The sequence below is a fragment of the Gordonia ajococcus genome (assembly GCF_012974285.1).
Lineage (GTDB): Bacteria > Actinomycetota > Actinomycetes > Mycobacteriales > Mycobacteriaceae > Gordonia > Gordonia amicalis.
In genome coordinates this window covers 3096201-3117469 of the sequence record NZ_CP052884.1, presented here as the reverse complement: position 1 = coordinate 3117469, position 21269 = coordinate 3096201, and the positions used below count along the sequence as shown (strand labels likewise).

General features: G+C 67.8%; 20 protein-coding genes. 13 read left to right on the top strand and 7 right to left on the bottom strand.

The genetic code is table 11. From position 1 onward, the window contains the following. Window positions 1-241 precede the first annotated feature (241 nt). Both rpsB and tsf read left to right on the top strand, forming a co-directional pair. Window positions 242-1060: a 30S ribosomal protein S2 gene (gene rpsB / locus GAA2_RS14090; protein WP_006438158.1), complete on the top strand. Its 819-nt coding sequence runs from the start codon at window positions 242-244 to the stop codon at window positions 1058-1060. 54 nt (window positions 1061-1114) lie between these two features. Then, entirely contained in the window at window positions 1115-1939 is an 825-nt protein-coding gene (gene tsf / locus GAA2_RS14085; RefSeq protein ID WP_006438157.1) for a translation elongation factor Ts, read from the top strand. Here tsf and GAA2_RS14080 read toward each other — a convergent pair. After that, complete coding sequence (locus GAA2_RS14080; RefSeq protein ID WP_024498407.1) at window positions 1911-3638, bottom strand: MFS transporter; 1728 nt, start codon at window positions 3636-3638, stop codon at window positions 1911-1913. The two genes, tsf and GAA2_RS14080, sit on opposite strands and share 29 nt — an antisense overlap. After that, window positions 3635-5056 carry a condensation domain-containing protein gene (locus GAA2_RS14075; protein WP_024498408.1) on the bottom strand — a complete coding sequence of 474 codons (1422 nt, stop codon included), beginning with the start codon at window positions 5054-5056 and terminating at the stop codon, window positions 3635-3637. Before GAA2_RS14075 ends, GAA2_RS14080 begins: the two co-directional genes overlap by 4 nt. Window positions 5057-5361: 305 nt before the next feature. On the opposite strand from GAA2_RS14075, the gene GAA2_RS14070 reads away from it, so the two are divergent. The 4 genes from GAA2_RS14070 to GAA2_RS14055 all read left to right on the top strand — a co-directional run bounded on the left by GAA2_RS14070 (window position 5362) and on the right by GAA2_RS14055 (window position 8736). Further along, on the top strand, window positions 5362-6387 hold the full coding sequence (locus tag GAA2_RS14070; protein WP_024498409.1) for an alpha/beta hydrolase: 1026 nt from the start codon (window positions 5362-5364) through the stop codon (window positions 6385-6387). 73 nt (window positions 6388-6460) lie between these two features. Then, window positions 6461-7231 carry a UMP kinase gene (gene pyrH / locus GAA2_RS14065; RefSeq protein ID WP_024498410.1) on the top strand — a complete coding sequence of 257 codons (771 nt, stop codon included), beginning with the start codon at window positions 6461-6463 and terminating at the stop codon, window positions 7229-7231. 66 nt (window positions 7232-7297) lie between these two features. Further along, entirely contained in the window at window positions 7298-7855 is a 558-nt protein-coding gene (frr, locus tag GAA2_RS14060) for a ribosome recycling factor (RefSeq protein WP_006438141.1), read from the top strand. Then, window positions 7852-8736 (top strand): phosphatidate cytidylyltransferase, encoded by an 885-nt coding sequence (locus tag GAA2_RS14055; RefSeq protein WP_024498411.1) that lies wholly within the window; start codon window positions 7852-7854, stop codon window positions 8734-8736. Before frr ends, GAA2_RS14055 begins: the two co-directional genes overlap by 4 nt. 10 nt (window positions 8737-8746) lie before the next feature. On the opposite strand, the gene GAA2_RS14050 is transcribed toward GAA2_RS14055, so the two are convergent. After that, the gene (locus GAA2_RS14050) at window positions 8747-9175 is read right to left on the bottom strand and encodes a lipopolysaccharide assembly LapA domain-containing protein (RefSeq protein ID WP_024498412.1); all 429 of its coding nucleotides are present in this window, start codon (window positions 9173-9175) and stop codon (window positions 8747-8749) included. A 30-nt stretch (window positions 9176-9205) separates the two neighbouring features. Here GAA2_RS14050 and rlmN point away from each other — a divergent pair, with 30 nt between their 5' ends. Continuing rightward, the gene (gene rlmN / locus GAA2_RS14045; RefSeq protein ID WP_024498413.1) at window positions 9206-10312 is read left to right on the top strand and encodes a 23S rRNA (adenine(2503)-C(2))-methyltransferase RlmN; all 1107 of its coding nucleotides are present in this window, start codon (window positions 9206-9208) and stop codon (window positions 10310-10312) included. 82 nt (window positions 10313-10394) lie between these two features. On the opposite strand, the gene GAA2_RS14040 is transcribed toward rlmN, so the two are convergent. Continuing rightward, window positions 10395-10676, bottom strand: a complete 282-nt coding sequence (locus tag GAA2_RS14040; RefSeq protein WP_006436372.1) for a DUF2631 domain-containing protein — start codon at window positions 10674-10676, stop codon at window positions 10395-10397. Window positions 10677-10790: 114 nt separating this feature from the next. Between GAA2_RS14040 and puuE the strand changes: the two genes are divergently transcribed. The 6 genes from puuE to GAA2_RS14010 all read left to right on the top strand — a co-directional run bounded on the left by puuE (window position 10791) and on the right by GAA2_RS14010 (window position 18305). Beyond that, on the top strand, window positions 10791-11804 hold the full coding sequence (puuE, locus tag GAA2_RS14035; RefSeq protein WP_024498414.1) for an allantoinase PuuE: 1014 nt from the start codon (window positions 10791-10793) through the stop codon (window positions 11802-11804). 12 nt (window positions 11805-11816) lie between these two features. Further along, window positions 11817-12989: a 1-deoxy-D-xylulose-5-phosphate reductoisomerase gene (gene dxr, locus GAA2_RS14030; RefSeq protein ID WP_035760349.1), complete on the top strand. Its 1173-nt coding sequence runs from the start codon at window positions 11817-11819 to the stop codon at window positions 12987-12989. A 17-nt stretch (window positions 12990-13006) separates the two neighbouring features. Further along, window positions 13007-14233, top strand: coding sequence for a M50 family metallopeptidase (locus GAA2_RS14025; RefSeq protein WP_024498415.1), 1227 nt, complete (start codon window positions 13007-13009; stop codon window positions 14231-14233). A 64-nt stretch (window positions 14234-14297) separates the two neighbouring features. Then, window positions 14298-15485: a flavodoxin-dependent (E)-4-hydroxy-3-methylbut-2-enyl-diphosphate synthase gene (gene ispG / locus GAA2_RS14020; RefSeq protein WP_006436376.1), complete on the top strand. Its 1188-nt coding sequence runs from the start codon at window positions 14298-14300 to the stop codon at window positions 15483-15485. A 63-nt stretch (window positions 15486-15548) separates the two neighbouring features. Then, window positions 15549-16385 carry a GNAT family N-acetyltransferase gene (locus GAA2_RS14015; protein WP_024498416.1) on the top strand — a complete coding sequence of 279 codons (837 nt, stop codon included), beginning with the start codon at window positions 15549-15551 and terminating at the stop codon, window positions 16383-16385. A gap of 81 nt (window positions 16386-16466) precedes the next feature. Continuing rightward, entirely contained in the window at window positions 16467-18305 is a 1839-nt protein-coding gene (locus GAA2_RS14010; RefSeq protein ID WP_035760350.1) for a penicillin-binding transpeptidase domain-containing protein, read from the top strand. Here GAA2_RS14010 and GAA2_RS14005 read toward each other — a convergent pair. The 3 genes from GAA2_RS14005 to GAA2_RS13995 are packed head-to-tail and all read right to left on the bottom strand — an operon-like array spanning window position 18302 to window position 21191. Continuing rightward, window positions 18302-19090: a heme ABC transporter ATP-binding protein gene (locus tag GAA2_RS14005; RefSeq protein WP_024498418.1), complete on the bottom strand. Its 789-nt coding sequence runs from the start codon at window positions 19088-19090 to the stop codon at window positions 18302-18304. The two genes, GAA2_RS14010 and GAA2_RS14005, sit on opposite strands and share 4 nt — an antisense overlap. After that, window positions 19087-20187, bottom strand: a complete 1101-nt coding sequence (locus tag GAA2_RS14000; RefSeq protein ID WP_024498419.1) for a FecCD family ABC transporter permease — start codon at window positions 20185-20187, stop codon at window positions 19087-19089. Before GAA2_RS14000 ends, GAA2_RS14005 begins: the two co-directional genes overlap by 4 nt. Further along, entirely contained in the window at window positions 20184-21191 is a 1008-nt protein-coding gene (locus GAA2_RS13995; protein WP_024498420.1) for a hemin ABC transporter substrate-binding protein, read from the bottom strand. The genes GAA2_RS14000 and GAA2_RS13995 overlap by 4 nt, the downstream gene beginning before the upstream one ends. Window positions 21192-21269 lie beyond the last annotated feature (78 nt).

Sequence of the window (21269 nt, the reverse complement as noted above, 5' to 3'; positions counted from 1 at the left end):
GATCCGGATCCGTGGCCCGGGTCGGCGGCCGGAACGTTTTGGTTTTCGCTGGTCGACGCGCGTAAACTTTCGTCCGCACCTCATCGGTTGTTGATGAGGTGACTTCGCGCGCCTGCGAAAACACACCCCGAGTGGGCAGTCCCGGGCCTGGTCATCGACCGGTTCGGGTGGCACTCGCCGGCAGGCGCCAGGGTCGGCACCAACCCGGTGTCGACAGACAACTGCGACAAAAGGAAATCTCATGGCTGTCGTGACCATGAAGCAGCTGCTTGACAGCGGCGCACACTTCGGGCACCAGACCCGCCGTTGGAACCCCAAGATGAAGCGATTCATCTTCACCGACCGCAACGGCATCTACATCATCGACCTGCAGCAGACGCTGACCTACATCGACAAGGCCTACGAGTTCGTCAAGGAGACCGTCGCCCACGGCGGCACCATCCTGTTCGTCGGCACCAAGAAGCAGGCTCAGGAGTCGATCGCCGCTGAGGCAACCCGCGTCGGCATGCCGTACGTGAACCAGCGTTGGCTCGGTGGCATGCTCACCAACTTCAACACCGTGCACAAGCGTCTCCAGCGCATGAAGGAGCTGGAGACCATGGAGCAGACCGGTGGCTTCGAGGGTCGCACCAAGAAGGAGATCTTGATGCTGACCCGCGAGAAGAACAAGCTCGAGCGCACGCTCGGCGGTATCCGCGACATGGCCAAGGTTCCCTCGGCCGTGTGGGTCGTCGACACCAACAAGGAGCACATCGCCGTCGGTGAGGCTCGCAAGCTGAACATCCCGGTCATCGCGATCCTGGACACCAACTGCGACCCCGACCTGGTCGATTACCCGATCCCGGGCAACGACGACGCCATCCGCAGCGCCGCCCTGCTCACCCGCGTCGTGGCCTCGGCCGTCGCCGAGGGTCTCCAGGCCCGCGCCGGTGCCGCCGGTGGCGACGCCAAGCCGGAAGCCGGCAGTGAGCCGCTCGCCGAGTGGGAGCAGGAGCTGCTGACCCAGGCCGCAGCTCCGGCCGGTGGCGAGGCTGCCACCGACGCCCCGGCTGCTCAGTAACACCGCCGCAGCAATTCGGTCCCACCACACTCTTTCGAAGGAGGCTCGCCAACGATGGCGAACTACACCGCAGCCGATGTGAAGCGTCTTCGCGAACTCACCGGTTCTGGAATGCTGGACTGCAAGAACGCGCTGGCCAACAACGACGGTGATTTCGACAAGGCCGTCGAGGAGCTGCGCATCAAGGGTGCCAAGGACGTGGGCAAGCGCGCTGAGCGCTCCACCGCCGAGGGCCTGGTCGCCGCCAAGGGCGGCGCCATGATCGAGATCAACTCCGAGACCGACTTCGTCGCCAAGAACGACGAATTCCAGAAGCTCGCCGATGACATCGTGGCCGCGGCCGCCGAGGCCAAGACCAACGATGTCGAGGAGCTGAAGAAGGCTGCTCTCGGCAGCGGCACCGTCGACGAGGCCATCGCCGCTCTCTCCGCCAAGATCGGCGAGAAGCTCGAGCTCCGTCGCGTCGTCTACTACGACGGCCCGGTCGCCGTGTACCTGCACAAGCGTGCTTCGGATCTCCCGCCCGCCGTCGGCGTGCTGGTGTCCTACTCCGGTGAGGGCGAGGGTGCCGATGAGGCCGCTCGCGGCGCCGCCATGCAGGTCGCAGCTCTCAAGGCGCGCTACGCAACCCGCGACGAGGTCCCCGCGGACGTCGTCGAGAACGAGCGTCGCATCGCCGAGCAGACCGCCAAGGAGGAGGGCAAGCCAGAGCAGGCTCTGCCCAAGATCGTGGAGGGTCGCGTCAACGGCTTCTACAAGGACGTCGTGCTGCTCGACCAGCCGTCCGTCCAGGACTCGAAGAAGACCGTCAAGGCCCTGCTCGACGAGGCCGGCGTGACCGTCAAGGGCTTCACCCGCTTCGAGGTCGGCCAGGCCTGATCGTTTCCCGGGTCTCCCCGGACGACGACTCGACCGCCCCGTCTCCCATCGTGGAGGCGGGGCGGTTGTCGTTTCGCCGCAGCACCAGCGTCAGGCAGCCGACACCGATCGCGAGTGCGGCCAGAACCCACAGCGTCGTGCGGAACGCACCGAGGAAGGTGCGTGCGGTGACCGCGCGTGCCGCACTCTGCGTCCAGGGCTGCGCCTCGGCGGCGACCGCCGCGACCGTGCTGTTCGCCGGGGTGCCCGCACATCCGGTGGCAGGTCGTTCCGGATGTGGCGAGGTGAGCTGCCGTGTCGCGCACCAGGTGAACCGGTCGGCCACCGCCGGCCGGAACATCGGATCGACCGGCGAATCCTCCAGTGCGACGACGAGTTCCGCGTGCACCGCGGGCACGCTCGTGTCGGTCTGCCCGGCCACCTGTCCGAAGAAGAACATCGTCACGAGCGCCAGCCCGATCGATGCACCGATCTGTTGCACCGTCGGGATCGTGCCGCTGGCCGACCCGACCGTCTCCGCCGAGGTGTCGGAGAGGATGACCGCCTGCAGTGGTGCGACGAACGATCCCGTACCGACACCACCGAGGACCAGGGGAGCCAGGATCGCCGCCGCCGGAAGGGTTTCCGACGCCGGGTCGAGGACCAGCGCGATCCAGGCGAAAGCCACCCCGACGGTGAGAACACCGCCGAGCAGAACCCGTGGCGCGCTGACGCGAGCGACGGCCCACGGCGAGGCGACCGATCCCACGGCCGCCCCGCAGGCGAACGGCAGAGCGAGCAGTCCGGTCTCCAGCGCCGAGTACCCGAGGCCGAACTGCGCCGTGATCGACACGGTGAAGAAGAAGCCCGCGAAGACGCTGAAGAACAGCAGCGACATGCCCAGTCCGACCGCGAACCGGCGGGAGGAGAAGAGATCCATGCGCAGCAACGGTGTTCCGCCCCGAGCCGCGAGCCGCTTCTGCTGCCACACGAAGGCGACCGACAGGACCACGGCGGCGCCGAGCATGACCCACAGGAGTGCCGGCCACTGTTGTTCCCGGCCCACGGCCAGTGGGTACAACAGCAGGAGCAGCGCGGTCGCCGAGAGCATCATCCCGACGATGTCGGGCCGGTCGGGGTCGGGGTCGAGGGCGGCCGGGAGTCGACGCCACGCCAGCACGCAGGCAACGATCCCGAGCGGCAGGTTGACGAAGAAGATGGTGCGCCAACCCCATCCGGCGACGTCGGCGTGCACGAGCAGTCCGCCGACGACGGGACCCAGGATCGCGGCGAGACCCGCCACGGCGCCGTAGATCCCGAAGACCAGCCCGTGGCGTTCCCTGGTGAACAGGGCGGCGATCAAGGCCAGCGTCTGTGCGGATATCAGCGCCGCGCTGATGCCCTGCGCACCGCGGAACACGATGAGCATCACCGGATCCGTTGCCAGGCCGCACAACATCGAGGTGACGGTGAAGGCGATCATCGCGATCAGGAACAAGCGCCGACGCCCGTACCGTCCGCCGAGGGTGGCCGCGGTGAGCAGCGTGCACGCGAACGACAACGTGTAGACCGTCAGCACGAGAAGTTGCTGCGAGGTCGACGCCCCGAGGTCGACCGTCAGGTCGGGGAGCGCGATGTTGACGATCGTCGTGTCCAGCATCTGCATGAACACGCCCAGCAGACACCCGGCAAGGGCCAGCCACGCCGGGCCTGCGGTCACGAGGTGAGTGCGGGCAACGAGGCTCGATAGTCACCCTGCTCGGCCACCGTGCTGATGACCTCGACGAAGCGTTCGACGTAGCGCTGCACCGATTCCCGCGCGATGTCGGTGTTCGGGTACAGGAATGTGATCGAGGTCGTGGTGGGGAAGCGGTTCACCCACATGTAGACCTCTTCGCTGCTACCGCGGTTGCCGAACAGGCAACCGTTTCCGGCCTCGAAGATCTCCACACCCGGCAGCTTGCGAACGTCGATGTAAGAGATCATCGGCACCGACCAGCCGGGCACGACATCGAGTCCGTCCGCGGGTTCGGCCAGCTCCAGCACCCGGTGGAAGGAGATGTCGGTCAGCTCTTTTCCGGCGGCGTAGCTGCGTGCCGCCTGCGGTGCGAGGCTGCGGAACGTCGTCGTGTCGTCGACCGTCAGAGGTACCGGGATGAGGCTGGTGAACCAGCCCACCGAGTTCATCTCCTCGGCGCCGGACCTGGTGCTCTTCGGTGTCATGCCGAAATACTCGTTCTTGCCGGTGAATTCGGCGTAGACCAGGGCGGCGGTGGCCATCACCCCGGAGATCACGTTGGAACCCAGTTCGCGGCAGACGTCCTCGAAGCGCTGGGCGGCAGCCTCGTCGAACACCGTCGCGTTGAGAAGCGCACTCCGCGTGTAACCTTCGTCGCCGGTGCCGAGGGGGAGCGGGAAGCTGGGCAACCTGCCCTCGTTGGCCCGGACCAGTTCGATCCACCGTTCGACGTGCGGCGAGCGCCGGGTGAGCTGCCGGGAGATGGCGCGTTCACGTGCGCAATAGTCGATATAGCTTCCCACGGAGGGGAGTTCGGCCCCGGCGCCGAACGCGGCGTTCAGGTAGAGCGTCATGAGCTCCAGGCAAGTGGACGCCTGGGAGATGCCGTCGGTGTTGAGGTGGTCGACGGCGGCGTAGATCGTGAAACCGCCATCCCATTCGATCGCACCGAAGGTGAAGCAGTCCCAGTTGAACGGACCGGCCGTCTCGTCCTGGACGAGAGTGCAGAGACGCTCGGCGTCGAGATCGCCGTGGTCGACGGGCACCATCTCGATGTCCTCGGTCGGCACGAGATGACGAAGCACCGAACCGTCGTCCTCCATCGAGAACCACGAACGGAAACTGTCGTGACGCCGGACGAACTCGTTGACCGCCGTGGTCATCGCCTCCACATCCAGCGGGGCCGTGACGTCGAATGCCATGAGGCACAACCGGGCGAACCGGAAACCGGCGGATTCGTTGCGCCACGCAACTTTCAGGTATTCCTCCTGCTGATGCGACGCGGGGACGGGATGCACTGGCGCCTGTCCGGCGGCGGTGACCGAGGCGAGTGAGGCCACCCAACTCGTCAGATGACCGGGGCGCGGGTCCCACTCCTCGATCAGTCCGAACTTAATCATCGTGTGACCACCTCTTTGCTGAAGGGGATTTGCTACCGGGTGAACCAGGTCTCGAGACGCTTGTCATCCAGGTGACTCAAGGCGCTTCGACGGTCGCCCGGACGCTACATGACATTCGTCGGCGATGTAACGGTGTTCCGACGGATGGGCCTCGTTTTGGTGAAAATGTCGGGCTTCCTGGACAATTGACCACATCTGATGTCAGTTGGTTCGTGGTGGACACCGTCGCTTTCGTGCGGCAGACTGCCTCCGCATCGCCTGTGATGCGGATCGCGTCGCTGTGGTGCTGTGGGAAAGCGGAGTGGATGAACGGACAAGGTCTCACCGGGGTGGACGGTCGCCGCATGTTCGGTGCAGTGGGTCTCGTCGCGCTGTCGGTGCTGGCGATGATGGTCGGTCTGCCGAGTCGTGCTGCCGCGGAGCCGAATCCGGCGTCGATCGTCGCCGAATACGTGCAGCCTGCGGGCGAGATCGACCTGGCGGTGTGGTCGACGGCGATGCGTCAGACGGTGACCGTCAAAGTTCTTCCCGCACGAGGGGATCGGCCGGCTCCCACGCTGTACCTGCTGAACGGCGCCGCCGGCGGTGACGGCGGCAGCAGCTGGTTCGACCGCACGGACATCCGGACGTACTTCGCCGATCAGAACGTCAACGTGGTCGTACCCATGGGTGGCGCCGCGAGTTACTTCACCGACTGGCAGCATCCGGACCCCGCGCTCGGGGTGCAAAAATGGGCCACGTTTCTCACCTCGGAACTGCCCGCGGTGATCGACCGTCGTCTCGACGGGAACGGCCGCAACGCGATCGCGGGCATCTCGATGGCCGGCACCTCGGTGTTCCAGCTCTCGCTGCACGCCCCCGAACTGTACGAGGCGCTCGGCTCGTTCAGCGGGTGTGCCCAGACCAGCGACCCGATGGGCCAGGCGGTCGTGCGAATGGTCGTGGAGGGACGCGGCCACGGCAACACCCTCAACATGTGGGGACCGCCGACGAGTCCGGCATGGCGGGCCAACGACCCGTTTGTGCACGCGGCGTCGTTTCGCGGCAAGTCGATCTATGTGTCCAACGGTTCCGGCGCACCGGGGCGCTACGACACGATCGACGGCCCGGGCATCGACGGGAACGGCTCCAAACTGTTCGATCAGCTCGCCGTCGGTGCGGTGATCGAGACCGCGACGGCCGAGTGCACGCGCAACCTCCAGCGCCGGCTGCGCGAGGTCGGGGTGCCGGCGACCTTCCACCTCTACCCCGGCGGCACCCACTCGTGGCCGTACTGGCAGGACGAACTGCATCGCGCCTGGCCCCAGTTCCGCGCGGCGCTCGCACGCTGACACCTACGCGTGTCGCGGGTCGCATTCGGTGAGGACGTACCATAGTTCTCCGAACCGACGAGTGAGGAAGCGAATGAGCGAAGCGCCCGATCCCACCCCATCCGATCTCGACGAGTCCGAGCGTTCCGGGTCCGGGCGTTCCGGATTCCATCGAGTCCTGTTGAAGCTGGGCGGTGAGATGTTCGGCGGGGGAGAGGTCGGTCTGGACCCGGACGTCGTCGCGACCGTGGCCGATCAGATCGCCGACGTCGTCAACTCCGGTGTCCAGGTGGCCGTCGTCATCGGCGGCGGCAACTTCTTCCGCGGCGCCGAGCTGCAGCAGCGTGGCCTCGACCGTAGCCGTTCGGACTACATGGGCATGCTCGGGACGGTGATGAATTGCCTTGCTCTGCAGGACTTCCTGGAGAAGCGCGGCATCAGCACACGCGTGCAGACCGCCATCACCATGGGTCAGGTCGCCGAGCCGTACCTGCCGCTGCGCGCCCAGCGTCACCTCGAGAAGGGACGCGTGGTCATCTTCGGCGCCGGCATGGGCATGCCCTACTTCTCCACCGACACCACCGCCGCCCAGCGCGCGCTGGAGATCAAGGCCGAGGTGGTCCTCATGGCCAAGGCCGTCGACGGGGTCTACGACGCGGACCCGCGTACCGACCCGAACGCCCGTATGTTCACCGAGATCACCCACCGCGAGGTCCTCGACAAGGAACTCAAGGTCGCCGACGCGACCGCCTTCAGTCTGTGTATGGACAACAAGATGCCGATCTTGGTGTTCAATTTGCTCCAACAGGGCAACATCGCCAGGGCGGTGGCCGGAGACCGGATCGGCACGCTGGTCAGCACCTGACAAACACCCGCGCCCCGCACGAGAACACCGCCTCGCCAGGCCCTACCGAACGGAACAAGGACGAAGATGATCGACGACGCGCTGCTCGACGCCGAGGAGAAGATGGAGAAGGCGGTCAACGTCGCCAAGGAGGACATGGGCTCCATCCGCACCGGACGGGCGAATCCGTCCATGTTCAACAAGATCAACATCGAGTACTACGGCGCGATGACCCCGGTGACCCAGGTCGCGTCGATCAACACTCCAGAGCCGCGCCTGGTCGTCATCAAGCCGTACGAGGCGTCGACGCTGCGTGACATCGAGACCGCGATCCGCAACTCTGACCTCGGCGTGAACCCGACCAACGACGGCACGATCATCCGCGTCGCCATCCCGCAGCTCACCGAGGAGCGTCGTCGCGACCTGGTCAAGCAGGCCAAGGGCAAGGGTGAGGATGCGAAGGTCGCCATCCGTAACGTGCGTCGCAAAGCCGCCGACGAGCTCAAGCGCATCCAGAAGGACGGCGAGGCCGGCGAGGACGAGGTCACCCGTGCCGAGAAGGAACTGGACAAGACCACGGCCACCTACGTGCATCAGATCGACGAGCTGGTGAAGCACAAAGAAGACGAATTGCTCGAGGTGTGAGCGAGAAGGCATCCGACCCCGAGAAGAAGTCCGGGCCCGAGGAGAAGTCCGGGCCCGAGAAGAAGTCACGGGCAGGTCGTGACCTCCCGGCTGCGATCGCAGTCGGAGGCACGCTCGGGGTCAGCATCATCCTGATCCTGCTGTTCGCGCCGATGCTCTGGTATGGCCTCGTCGCCGTCGCGTTCGCGATCGCCACCTGGGAGGTCACCAAGCGGCTGCACACCGCCGGGTACAACGTCGCCTTCTGGCCCCTGCTCATCGGCGGTCAGGTCATCATCTGGATCAGCTGGCCGTACGGGCCCACCGGAGTGCTGGTCGCCTTCGTCGCGACCGTCCTGGTGTCGATGGTGTGGAAGCTGCTCGCCCAGGGCATCTCGAACGCACCGGAGGACTACCTCGTAGACCTGGCACTCACCGTGTTCGTGCTGGCCTGGCTGCCGCTCCTGGCATCCTTCGGCGTCCACCTGGTGACGCAGGAGGACGGTGCCGCCCGGGTTGCGACGCTCATGGTGGTCGTCGTCTGCTCCGACGTCGGTGGCTATGCCGCCGGTGTCCTGTTCGGCAAACACCCCATGGCGCCGGCGATCAGCCCCAAGAAGTCGTGGGAGGGCCTCGTCGGTTCGCTGCTCGTCGGCACGGTCGGCGCGGTCGGCTGCATCACGTTCCTGATCGGCAGCCACTGGTGGATCGGATTGATCCTGGGGCCCGTCCTGGTCGTGTGCGCGACTCTCGGCGACCTGGTGGAGTCACAGGTCAAGCGCGATCTCGGCATCAAGGACATGGGGACGCTGCTCCCCGGCCACGGCGGCATCATGGACCGCCTCGACAGCCTGCTGCCCTCGGCGTTCGTGGTGTGGGCGGTGCTGACCGCTCTCCTCTGAAACGCGGGCGCTAGCCGGCGGCCTTCTTCAATGCCCGGCGCAACTGGAGCATGCGCAGGCCGCCCACGAGGGCGACGATCAGCGCACCCGCGATCGCGGCGATCAGCAGGCTCACGCCGAGCGGGAGGTTGACCTCCCAGAAGATCAGTTCGATCCGCTGACTCTCCAGGTTCTGCACGATGAAGACCAGCAGCAGGACCAGGATGATCGCCCCGATGACCACGCCGAACCAGGCCGCGCGCGTACGGGTGTGCTCGACATCGGCGACGGTCTGCCGCAGGCGGTCGCGCTCGGCGAGTACGGCGTCGGGGGCGTCGCTCGCCGATGCCGGGGTCGGTGGCACGGGCGCGGGATCAGAGGCGGACGCGGAGCCGGGCTCTCCCTGCGAACCCCACTGCGGGACCGGATTTCCGCTTCGCCGGCGATCGGGTGTGGTCATGGGTTCATCATGACATGCGACAATGGGCCGATGACCGCATTACCGCTGGTGTTCGACGCGCCCAAACGCGGGCTGCCGCCGACACACTTCGCCGATCTCGACGCCGCCGGCCGCGTCGCGGCGCTGGCCGAATTGGGTCTCCCGAAGTTCCGGGCCAACCAGTTGGCCCGGCAGTACTACGCCCGCCTCAACGGCGACGTCGAGGAGATGACCGATCTGCCCGCGGCGTCCCGCGACGCCGTGCGCGAGAAGCTGTTCCCGCAGCTCCTGACGCCGGTCCGGCACATCTCGTGCGACGACGACTCCACCCGCAAGACGCTGTGGCGACTGCATGACGGCACTCTCCTGGAGAGCGTGCTGATGCGATACACCGAGCGCAACACCCTGTGCATCTCCAGTCAGGCGGGCTGCGGCATGGCCTGCCCGTTCTGTGCGACCGGCCAGGGCGGTCTCGACCGCAACCTGTCGACGGCCGAGATCGTCGATCAGGTCCGGGCCGCCGCCCGCGCCCTTCGTGACGGTGAGCTCGGCGAGCCGGGCCGCCTCTCGAACGTCGTGTTCATGGGTATGGGAGAGCCGCTCGCCAACTACAAGCGCGTGGTCAGCGCGGTCCGGCAGATCACCTCGCCGGCACCCGACGGGCTCGGCATCTCGGCGCGGTCGGTGACCGTCTCGACCGTCGGTCTCGCACCGTCCATCCGGCGTCTCGCCGACGAGGGGCTCGCGGTCACGCTGGCCGTGTCCCTGCACACGCCCGACGACGAGCTGCGCGACACGCTCGTCCCGGTGAACAACCGCTGGTCGGTGGCCGAGGTGCTGGAGGCCGCGCGCTACTACGCCGACACCACCGGACGCCGCGTCTCCATCGAGTACGCCCTGATCCGCGACGTCAACGATCAGCCCTGGCGTGCCGATCTCCTCGGGCAGAAGCTGCACAAGGCGCTCGGGTCCCTCGTGCACGTGAACCTCATCCCGCTCAACCCGACACCCGGCTCGGAGTGGGATGCCAGCCCCAAGCCGGTGGAACGTGAGTTCGTGCGCCGCGTCCGCGAGCAGGGCGTGTCCTGCACCGTGCGCGACACCCGCGGTCAGGAAATCGCCGCGGCGTGCGGGCAGCTCGCCGCCGAAGAGCGCTGAGCGGGCGAGACGCAACCAAGACACGAAAAACGCCGAGCGGCCAGGCCGCTCGGCGTTTCTCGGGGTCTTGGTCAGTGGTGGTTCAGGACCACTTGCCGCGGTTCATCCACCAGCCGCGTACGACGAAGAACAGGACGCCGGCCGCAAACGCGATGAGCCAGATGTCCTCGACATGACCGGTGTGGTTACCGATGAGCATGAACAGCAGGAAGGCCGCGAAGAAGAGGGCGGCACCGTAGAAGGTCTTCGTCGCCGATCCGAACCAGCCGAAGCGGGCCGACGGTGCATCGGCGGGCTCACGGCGCCAGCCGGTGTCGATGACCTCGGCGTGTCCGCCAGTGTGCTCCACATCGGTGCTTGCCACAGCCACTCCTCACAGCGCGGGTCGTCAGATGTCTGACGAACGGTAGTAGTTCCCGATCAGCATAGCGGCACAGTGATCTCGGAGACCGAGCCCGGTCGGTGATTCGATGACAGAATGCGGCTCATGGCTTCGTCCGACTTCCGCGCGGGCCCGAGCGCGGGCCGTTCCCTCGCCGACTTCCGCACCGAGAACTATCCCCGCGACATGGTCGGATACGGTTCCACGCCACCGGACCCGCAGTGGCCCGACGGCGCGAAGATCGCCGTCCAGTTCGTGCTCAACTACGAGGAGGGTGGCGAGAACAACGTCCTCGAGAACGACCGCGGCAGTGAGACGTTCCTGTCGGAGATGGTCGGTGCTCAGGCGTTCCCGAACCGGCACATGAGCATGGAGAGCATGTACGAGTACGGGTCGCGGGCCGGGGTGTGGCGCGTCCTGCGGACGTTCTCGCGCCGCGGGCTGCCGCTGACGATCTTCGCGGTGTCCCAGGCGATGGCCCGCAACCCCGAGGTGGCGGCCGCCTTCGTCGAGCGCGGCGACGAGATCGCCTGTCACGGATACCGATGGCTCAACTACCAGCTCATCGACCCCGAGGTCGAGCGCGAGCACATGCGGGCCGGCATCGAACTGCTGACCGAGATCACCGGCGAACGACCCCGCGGCTGGTACACCGGCCGGGATTCGCCGAACACCCGGCGGCTCGTCGTCGAGCAGGGCGGATTCACCTACGACTCCGACAGTTACGCCGACGACCTGCCCTACTGGGTGAAGGTCCCGCGCGGCGACGAACTCGTCGATCACCTCGTCGTGCCCTACACACTCGACACCAACGACATGCGGTTCGCCTCACCCGGCGGATTCCCGTCGGGTGAGCAGTTCTTCGCGCATCTGCGCGATGCCTTCGACGTGCTCTACCGGGAGGGCGTCGAGGGGGCGCCGAAGATGCTGTCGGTCGGACTGCACTGCCGGCTCGTCGGCCGGCCGGCACGACTGGCCGCACTGGAACGGTTCCTCGATCACATCCAGTCCCACGACGACGTCTGGATCACCCGACGCATCGACATCGCCGACCACTGGCGGCAGGTCCATCCAGCGGAGCACTGGCGGAAGGTGCACCCGACCGGCTGACACAATGGATACGTGCCCACACGTGTGTTGATCCTCGGCTCCACCGGTTCCATCGGCGTCCAGGCGCTCGAGGTGATCGCGGAACATCCCGATCGCTTCGAGGTCGTCGGCCTCGGTGCGGGCGGCGGAAATCTCGACCGACTGGCCGAACAGGCCGCTGCCTTCGGCGTCCCCGCCGCGGGGTTGGCCGTGGCCGACGCCGCCCGCGCCTCCGAACTGTCGGAGCGTCTCGGGGCGCCCGTGCTCGGCGGGCCAGACGCCATGTGCGACCTCGTCGACGCCGTCACCGCGGAGACCGGCGTCGACGTCGTGTTGAACGCCGTCGTCGGATCGATCGGCCTGGCACCCTCGCTCGCCGTGCTCCGGACGGGCGCGCGCCTCGCGCTCGCGAACAAGGAGTCGCTCGTCGCCGGCGGGTCGCTGGTCCTCGACGCGGCGGCGCCCGGACAGATCGTGCCGGTGGACTCGGAACACTCGGCGATCGCCCAGTGCCTGCGCGCCGGAACCGCCGCCGAGGTGGACCGACTGGTCCTCACCGCGTCGGGCGGACCGTTCCGCGGATGGAGCGCAGAACAGCTCGAGGAGGTCACCCCCGAGCAGGCCGGCCGCCATCCGACCTGGTCCATGGGTCCGATGATCACTCTCAACTCGGCGACGCTGGTCAACAAGGCCCTGGAGGTCGTCGAAGCGCATCTCCTCTTCGGCGTCGACTACGACCACATCGACGTGACCGTCCATCCGCAGTCGATCGTGCACTCGATGGTGACCTTCGTCGACGGTGCGACCGTCGCCAAGGTCTCCCCGCCCTCGATGAAACTGCCCATCGCGCTGGCGCTGGGCTGGCCGGATCGCGTACCCGGGGCGTCGACCGCCTGCGATTTCTCCACCGCCTCCGCGTGGACGTTCGAACCCGTCGACGACAAGGTGTTCCCGGCGATCGAGCTCGCCCGGACGGCCGGACGGGGCGGGGGGAGTCTGACAGCGGTGTACAACGCGGCCAACGAGGCCGCCGCCGAGGGCTTCTTCGCAGGTGCGATCCGATTCCCGCGCATCGTCGGGATCATCGGTGAGGTGCTCGGCGAGGCAGACCAGTGGCGTGTCGCGCCAGGTACTGTGGAGGAGGTCTTCGCCGCCGATCGGTGGGCCCGGGAACGCGCAGCTCAGCTGGTCGCGGCCGCTGTGTAGCTGGATGGAGTGAGTACGTGAGTTTCGCGATCGGTGTCACGCTCTTCGCGGTGGCGCTGTTGCTGTCGGTGGCCTGGCATGAGTGCGGTCACATGTGGGCCGCACAGGCCACCGGCATGAAGGTGCGTCGCTACTTCGTCGGCTTCGGACCCACGATCTGGTCCACTCGCCGCGGCGAGACCGAATACGGACTCAAGGCGATCCCACTCGGCGGCTTCTGTGACATCGCGGGCATGACCCCGCACGAGGAGCTCGCCGCCGACGAGCAAGACCGGGCGATGTACAAGCAGAAGGCCTGGAAACGCCTCGTCGTCCTGTTCGCCGGTCCCGCGCAGAACTTCATCCTCGGTTTCGTCCTGATCATCATCGTCGGCCTGAGTTTCGGACTGCCCGATCTCAGCCCGCCGCCGACCCCGGCCAAGGTCGCCGAGACCCAGTGCGTGTCGTCGACGATCACCATCTCCAGCGGTGAGCAGACCAACTCGCCGTGCACCGGCGGCGGTCCCGCGGCAGCGGCGGGCCTGCGGCCCGGGGACGAGATCGTGGCCGTCAACGGACAGCCCGTCGGCCAGGCCTCCGACCTGACCCCGGTCATCCGGGAATCGAAGGGCCCGGTCGTGCTGACCGTCGACCGCGGCGGCGAACGACTCGAGCTGACCATGACCCCCGAACCGGTCACGGTGACCGCGACCCGGTCCGATGGCACGACCGAGACCGTCAACTACAACATGGTCGGCATCGCCTACGACGCCCCACCGGCGATCAAGGACTTCAGCGGCTTCGACGTCATCCCGGGCGCCTTCGTCTTCACCGGCGACCTGATCAAGGAGACCTGGAACGCGCTCCTGTCGCTGCCCACCAAGATCGGCGCACTCTGGACCGCGGTGACCGGTGGCGAACGCGCCCTCGACACCCCGGTCAGCGTCTACGGCGCCTCGGTGCTCGGCGGCCAGGCGGTCGAACGGGGCCTGTGGGACATGTTCTGGATGCTGCTGATCAGCATCAACTTCTTCCTCGGCCTGTTCAATCTGGTCCCGCTGCTCCCGCTCGACGGCGGACACATGGCGATCGTCGGCTACGAGAAGGGCCGCGACACCGTTCGTCGCTGGTTCGGACGGGCCCCCGGCGCCGCCGTCGACTACTACAAACTGCTCCCGATCACCTACGCCGCGGTGGTGGTGATGGCCGGTTTCATGGTGCTCACGCTCACCGCCGACATCATCAACCCGATCAATCCGTGGTGACCTCCCACAACGAATCCCCAGCAGAGACCCGACAGCCCACACCCGAATCACAGAGGTGAATCAGATGAACGCCCCGACTCCTGCCAACGCCGTGCCGATCGGACTCGGCATGCCGGCCGGACCCCCGCCGGTGCTGGCTCCGCGCCGCAAGACCCGGCAACTGTTCGTCGGCTCCGTCGGCGTCGGCAGCGACCACCCGATCTCGGTGCAGTCGATGACGACCACGAAGACGCACGACATCAACGCGACCCTGCAGCAGATCGCCGAGCTGACCGCGTCCGGCTGCGACATCGTGCGCGTGGCGTGCCCGCGACCCGAGGACGCCGAGGCGCTGCCGATCATCGCCAAGAAGTCCAAGATCCCGGTCATCGCCGACATCCACTTCCAGCCGAAGTACATCTTCGCCGCGATCGACGCCGGCTGCGCGGCGGTGCGCGTGAACCCGGGCAACATCAAGGAATTCGACGGCCGCGTGAAAGAGGTCGCGAAGGCCGCGGGCGAGGCCGGCATCCCGATCCGCATCGGCGTCAACGCGGGTTCCCTCGACAAGCGCATCCTGCAGAAATACGGCAAGGCGACGCCCGAGGCGCTCGTCGAGTCGGCGCTGTGGGAGGCGAGCCTGTTCGAGGAGCACGGCTTCGGCGACATCAAGATCTCGGTCAAGCACAACGACCCGGTGATCATGGTCGAGGCCTACCGCCAGCTGGCCGCCCAGTGCGACTACCCGCTGCACCTCGGCGTCACCGAGGCCGGTCCGGCGTTCCAGGGCACCATCAAGTCCGCAGTTGCCTTCGGCGCGTTGCTGAGTGAGGGCATCGGCGACACCATCCGGGTGTCGCTGTCGGCGCCGCCGGCCGAGGAGATCAAGGTCGGCGATCAGATCCTGCAGTCGCTCAACCTGCGTCCCCGCAAGCTCGAGATCGTGTCCTGTCCGTCGTGCGGCCGCGCCCAGGTCGACGTCTACAAGCTGGCCGATGAGGTGACCGCCGGTCTCGAGGGCATGGAGGTCCCGCTGCGCGTCGCGGTCATGGGCTGCGTGGTGAACGGGCCGGGTGAGGCCCGCGAGGCAGACCTGGGCGTCGCCTCCGGAAACGGCAAGGGACAGATCTTCGTCAAGGGCGAGGTCATCAAGACCGTCCCGGAGGCGCAGATCGTGGAGACCTTGATCGAAGAAGCGCTGCGGATCGCCGAGGAAACAGGGGAAACTGGAGACGGCACGCACGTCGGCCCACCTGTGGTCACCGTCTCCTAGGCCCTACTTCTCGGACCGAACAGGCGCTGCGCGAGTCCCCTGTCAGGGAAGTGAGGAGCGGTGGTGCTGAAGCTACTGGGCGACAAACCGCTCGGCGCGCGTGATGCGGCTGCCGTCGAACGCGTGCTCATGTCCGATCCGGTCGCGATGTGCATGGTCGCCGCGAGGTTCGAGACGCACGGCATCAACCCGCGGCTGCTCGGCGGGGAGCTCTGGACCGCACAGGACCCGTCGACATCGCTGTGCTTCTCCGGCGCCAACCTGATCCCGCTGATCGGGTCCCCGGACGACCTCGACCACTTCTCCGACCGCGCGGTCGCCGCACCTCGTGCCTGCTCGTCGATCGTCGGCCGGGCCGACCTCGTGCTGCCGATGTGGCAGCAGATCGAACCCGTGTGGGGGCCGGCGCGCGAGGTGCGGCCGGTCCAGCCGCTGCTGGTTCTGTCCGGATGCCCGGCGGTCCCGTCGGATCCGGCCGTCCGGCTGGTAACCCTCGATGACCTCGACGCCTACATGCCGGCCGCGATCGACATGTTCATCGGCGAGGTCGGCGTCGATCCCACCGCCGGCGACGGCGGGCGCTCGTACCGCAGACGACTGTCCTCGCTCATCTCGGCACAACGGGTCTTCGCGCGTTTCGACGGCCCCGACGTCGTGTTCAAGGCGGAGATCGGGTCGCTGTCCCGGCGGGTCGGCCAGATCCAGGGCGTGTGGGTGTCGCCGGAACGACGCGGCGAGGGTCTCGGCCTGGGCGGCACCGCCGCGGTCGCCGAGGCGGTTGCCGCCCACGGGCGACTCCCCAGCCTGTACGTCAACAGCTTCAACGAGACGGCTCGAGCGGTGTACGACCGCATCGGGTTCACCGAGGTCGGCACGTTCGCCACCGTCCTCGTCGACTGATCCGATCCCGTCTCAGGTCACAGCGAGACCTCCCGCGTGGCTACCGGGGATCGGTGCGTCGCAGCCATAGACTCGACCGCGATGTGGCGCACGAGAACTCGATGGACCCCGGCGGTGATCGTCGCGGTCTGTGCTGTCGTGATCGCCGCCACCGCCGCCTGTTCCTCGTCGGAGGACGACGGTCCGCGCCGGGCCGCTGAACGATTCCTCGAGGCGTACTCGCAACAGGAACTCGACTCGGCCGCCGCCCTCACCGACGTGCCACAGACCTCGCGGTCGGCGATGGAGTCGGCGTGGTCGGGACTGGCCGCCGAAGAACTCGAGGCGAAGGCCGGTCGGGTACGCGTCACCGGTGACACGGCCGAGGTGCAGGTCGGCTACACGTGGACGCTCCCGCGCGGACGGGACTGGTCCTACGACGCGACCCTGCGCATGGGCCGATCCGACGCCGGCTGGGCGGTGCGTTGGGCGTCGACCGCGATCCACCCGAAACTCGGCGCCGATCAACGCCTCTCGCTGCAGATCATCGAGGCGCCGCGGGCGACGGTCAACGAGGCCGACGGTTCGGAGGTCATGGTCAACGGCACCGTCGTCGGCGTGAACTTCGATGCCGGGAAGGCCACCGAGCAGGGTGCTTCGGTGGCGACCTCGGTCACGAGCGCGGTGGGCGTGCTGCGCCGGTTCAACCCGGATCTCGACGAACAGCTGATCACCGAACAGGTCACCTCGAGTCGCCGGCAGTATCCGCTGGCCCGCCTGTCGCACGCCCAGTTCGACCGGCTCCGCGACCAGCTCGCGATCCCCGGTGTCGTCACCAACGAACAGGCCGAGCTGGTTCCCAAGGACCCCAAGTTCGCGCCGGCGCTGCTGACCGAGGTCAAGAAGGTCGTCGACGGCGAGGTCTCCGGCCGTGCCGGCTGGCGCGTGGTCTCGGTGAACCCCAACGGACTCGACGCCGCCGTGCTCGCCGACCACGACCCCGACCCGTCGCCCGCGGTGTCGCTCAGCCTGTCGCGGACCGTGCAGAACGCGGCGCAGCGAGCGGTCAACGCCTCCAACAGATTCCAGGTCGCGATGGTCGTCGTGCAGCCGTCCACGGGCCGCATCCTCGCCGTCGCGCAGAACCCCGCCGCGGACACCCAGGGCCCGATCGCGACGACCGGCCTGTACCCGCCCGGATCGACGTTCAAAATGGTCACCGCCGCCGCGGCGATCAACCACAAGCTGGCGACTCCCGACACCGTCGTGGGCTGCCCGGGGGAGATCCAGATCGGCCCGCGCCTGATCCCGAACTACAACGGCTTCGCGCTCGGTTCGGTGTCGATGCTGCAGGCGTTCGCCGCGTCGTGCAACACCACGTTCGCCAAGCTGGCGAGTCGGATGGGCCCGTCGGACCTGGCGCACGCCGCCGCCGCGATGGGAATCGGTCAGAAATACACGATCGCCGGACTCGACGCCGTGTCCGGGTCGGTGCCCATCGAGAACGAACTCGTCGCCCGCAGCGAGGCCGGCTTCGGTCAGGGCAAGGACCTGGTGTCGCCGCTGGGGTTGGCGCTCGTCGCGGCGACCGTCGCCAACGGGGTCAAGACCCCGGTGCCGCAACTGATCCTGGACAAACCGACCGAGATCGAGGGCCCGACCCCGACGATGCCGCCCGAGGTCTATCAGCAACTGCGGCCGATGATGCGGGCGGTGATCACCAGCGGTACCGCGTCGGTGATCGACGGTCGCGGAGCGGTCTTCGGGAAAACCGGTGAAGCCGAGTTCGACGGCGGATCGCACGCCTGGTTCGCGGGGTACCGCGGCGACATCGCCTTCGCGACCCTCGTGGTCCGTGGTGGCGACTCGAACAACGCCGTCGCCGTCACCCGTGACTTCTTCGACGGGCTGGGGCCGGGCTACGCGGTGCGCACGCCCTAACGGCGTTCGGGCAGGATCACCCGGCGGCCGCCGTGGTCGATGACCTCGACCGGATGGTCGTAGGTACGGCTCAACAGCTCGGCGGTCATCACCTCGTCGGTGGGGCCGACAGCCAGCAGCTCCCCGTGCTTCATGACTGCCACCCGGTCGGCGTAGGCGGCGGCGAGGGTCAGGTCGTGCACCACGAGCAGCACGGCGTTTCCGGCGTCGCGATGAACGCGCAGGATCTCGAGGACCTGTTCCTGATGGTGGATGTCGAGTGCGGCGGTCGGCTCGTCGAGCATCATGACCGGCGTGTCCTGGGCCAGTGCCCGCGCCAGCGACACCCGCGCCTGTTGCCCGCCGGACAGCTGGGCGAAGGGCCGGTCGACGATGTCGGCGAGTTCGCACAGGTCGACGGCGTCGGCGATGACCGCGGGGGAGTCGGCGGCCTTCGGGGTCCGCAGCCAGGGGTAGCGCCCCATGGCGACGACCTCGGCGACGGTGAACGGGGTGTCCACCCGGTTCTGTTGGGTGACCACAGTGCGATGACGCGCGAGCTCTCGCAACGAGGTGGTGGCGACGTTCCGGCCGTCGATCGTCACGCGGCCACTGTGCGGGCGGCGCGTACCTGACAACACCGACAGCAGCGTCGACTTGCCGCACCCGTTGGGCCCGACCAGCGCGACGAGCTCGCCGGGATGGACCTCGAGGGAGACGCCGCGCACGACCTCTCGCCCGCCGAGCTCGACGCGGATGTCCTCGGCCGCGATCCCCGGCGTACCGACGGCACGTGCGGCGGTCACCAGCCGGCTCCCGCGTGACGACTGCGGCGCAGCAGGATGAAGAAGACGGGCCCGCCGATCAGCGAGGTGAACATGCCGAGGGGGAGATCGGCGTCGCCGAGCATCGTGCGGGCCGCGAGATCGGCGCCGGTGATGACGAGTGCGCCGCCGATCACGCTGGTGGGCAGCAGGATGGAGTGTTTGGGTCCGACGATCAGCCGCATCACGTGTGGGACGACCAGGCCGACGAAGGCGATGATGCCGGCGAAGGCGACGGCCGCGGCGGTGAGGACCGCGGTCAGCACGATGGCCTGGCGTCGAACGGATTCCACGTTGACGCCCAGGGACGCCGCCTGGATCTCGCCGAGGGCGAGGAGGTCGAGTTTGTGGACGAGCAGTGCGCAGGCGGCAACACCTCCGATGACCAGCGGTGCCACCACCCAGATCTCGCTCCAGGTGCGGCCGGCCAGCGATCCCAGCTGCCAGAAGATGATCTGCTCGCGGGCGGCGGTGGAGGCGACGAAGGTCAGGAAGGCGATGACGCCCGCGGCGAAGGCGTTCACCGCGATGCCGGTGAGCACCAGCATGATCGCCGACGACGATCCGTCGCGCAGCGAGAGGAGGTAGACCGCGGCGGCCGTGACGAGACCGAAGAGGAAGGCGGCCCCGGCCAGCGCCCAATTCCCCCCGGCCCCACCGACTCCCGCCGTGCCGCCGGCCAGGACGATGACCAGGCAGGCGCCGACGGCCGACCCGGAGGACACCCCGATGATGCTGGGTTCGGCGAGGGGATTGGCCAGTACGCCCTGCAACAGACAACCCGCAGCGCCGAGGGCGGCACCGACGAAGAGTCCGAGCACGATCCGCGGGAACCGCACGTTCCACAGTGCTCCCTCACCGTTGGGGTGCGAGGGCAGCGGCCCGATCTCGAGATGGAAGTGGTGGGCGATGCTGCCGAGGACCTCCAGCGGCGGGATCTCCACCTGACCGATTCCGGCGGAGACGATCGCCAGCGTCGCGGTGGCGATCAGCATCACGACCACCACGGTGAGGTTGCGGACCCGGTGCGAGCGGCCGATGGGCGGCGCGGTCGTGGGGTCGGCGGTCTGGACGCTCACGTGTAGATCGCCTTCGCCAGGGCCGCGAGCACCAGGCCGACGTCGGGGCCGAAGGCGAGGATCTTGCTCTCGTCGATCTGCACGACGCGGCGGTTGCGACCGGCCTCGGTGTCGGCGACTCCGGGAAGGGTGAGCACTCCGTCCGGACCGCCGACCGTGTCCGCGCCCTGTGTCATGACGATCAGGACGTCCGGGTCGGCGGTGATCATCGCCTCCGCGGTGATGGCGGTGAAGGCGCCGGTGAGCTGCGCGGCCTCGCCGGCATCCCGGCCACGTAGTTCGGCGATCAGATCATCGGCGCCCGAACCGGGTCCCGCGAGGAGCAGGAGATTGCGGCCGCGGATGTAGAGAAACGCCATCGTCGGGTCGCCGGAGGGGTCGGGGACGAGATCGCGGGCCGCCTCGATCTGTGTATCGGTGCGTTCGACGAGCTTCTCACCGGCCGCGGCGACACCGAGCGCCTTGGCGACCGACCGCATCAACGTGTCGTTGGACGCGAGGTCGCGGATGGCGGGGAAGACCACCACGGTGACACCGGAGTCGCGGATCTGATCCACCGCGGTCGCCGGGACCGTCGATTCGCTGACCAGCAGGAGCGTCGGCGCAAGCGCCAGAACGGATTCGGCGTTGAGGCTGTGGCCGCGGTTGGTCACCACGGGGAGACCGACCGCGGACGGGAACGCCGTCGAGGTGTCGCGGCCGACGACGTGGGAGCCCAGACCGAGCGCGAAGACGATGCTGCCGAGGGTTCCGCTGATGTCGGCGGCGATGATCCGGCTGGTGTCGGTGACGGTGACCGGTCCGTAGCGCACCGAGTCGACGGTGACCGGCAGCGTCGAGGTCGGGTCGTCCTCGACGGGTGTCACGTCGGTGTCGTCGAGGACAGCCGTCTGTGGGCCGTTGCGCAGGTGGGCTCCGGGGGAGTGCCGGTCCTGTTCGATCGGGGTGACGAAGCACGCCGAGACGGTCAACGCGGTGAGGACCACCACCAGCCAGGCCCGCACCGATCTGATCGACGCGCCCACCGCCACCACCTTCGATTCGGGTTCCGACGCTCAACGGCGCGGATGTCTTAGGGCGAG

Excerpts from the sequence above, each read along its gene's own strand:
- rpsB (WP_006438158.1), top strand. The coding sequence starts at position 242 with ATGGCTGTCGTGACCATGAAGCAGCTGCTTGACAGCGGCGCACACTTC.
- tsf (WP_006438157.1), top strand. The coding sequence starts at position 1,115 with ATGGCGAACTACACCGCAGCCGATGTGAAGCGTCTTCGCGAACTCACC.
- GAA2_RS14075 (WP_024498408.1), bottom strand. The coding sequence starts at position 5,056 with ATGATTAAGTTCGGACTGATCGAGGAGTGGGACCCGCGCCCCGGTCAT.
- GAA2_RS14070 (WP_024498409.1), top strand. The coding sequence starts at position 5,362 with ATGAACGGACAAGGTCTCACCGGGGTGGACGGTCGCCGCATGTTCGGT.
- pyrH (WP_024498410.1), top strand. The coding sequence starts at position 6,461 with ATGAGCGAAGCGCCCGATCCCACCCCATCCGATCTCGACGAGTCCGAG.
- frr (WP_006438141.1), top strand. The coding sequence starts at position 7,298 with ATGATCGACGACGCGCTGCTCGACGCCGAGGAGAAGATGGAGAAGGCG.
- GAA2_RS14050 (WP_024498412.1), bottom strand. The coding sequence starts at position 9,175 with ATGACCACACCCGATCGCCGGCGAAGCGGAAATCCGGTCCCGCAGTGG.
- rlmN (WP_024498413.1), top strand. The coding sequence starts at position 9,206 with ATGACCGCATTACCGCTGGTGTTCGACGCGCCCAAACGCGGGCTGCCG.
- puuE (WP_024498414.1), top strand. The coding sequence starts at position 10,791 with ATGCGGCTCATGGCTTCGTCCGACTTCCGCGCGGGCCCGAGCGCGGGC.
- ispG (WP_006436376.1), top strand. The coding sequence starts at position 14,298 with ATGAACGCCCCGACTCCTGCCAACGCCGTGCCGATCGGACTCGGCATG.
- GAA2_RS14010 (WP_035760350.1), top strand. The coding sequence starts at position 16,467 with ATGTGGCGCACGAGAACTCGATGGACCCCGGCGGTGATCGTCGCGGTC.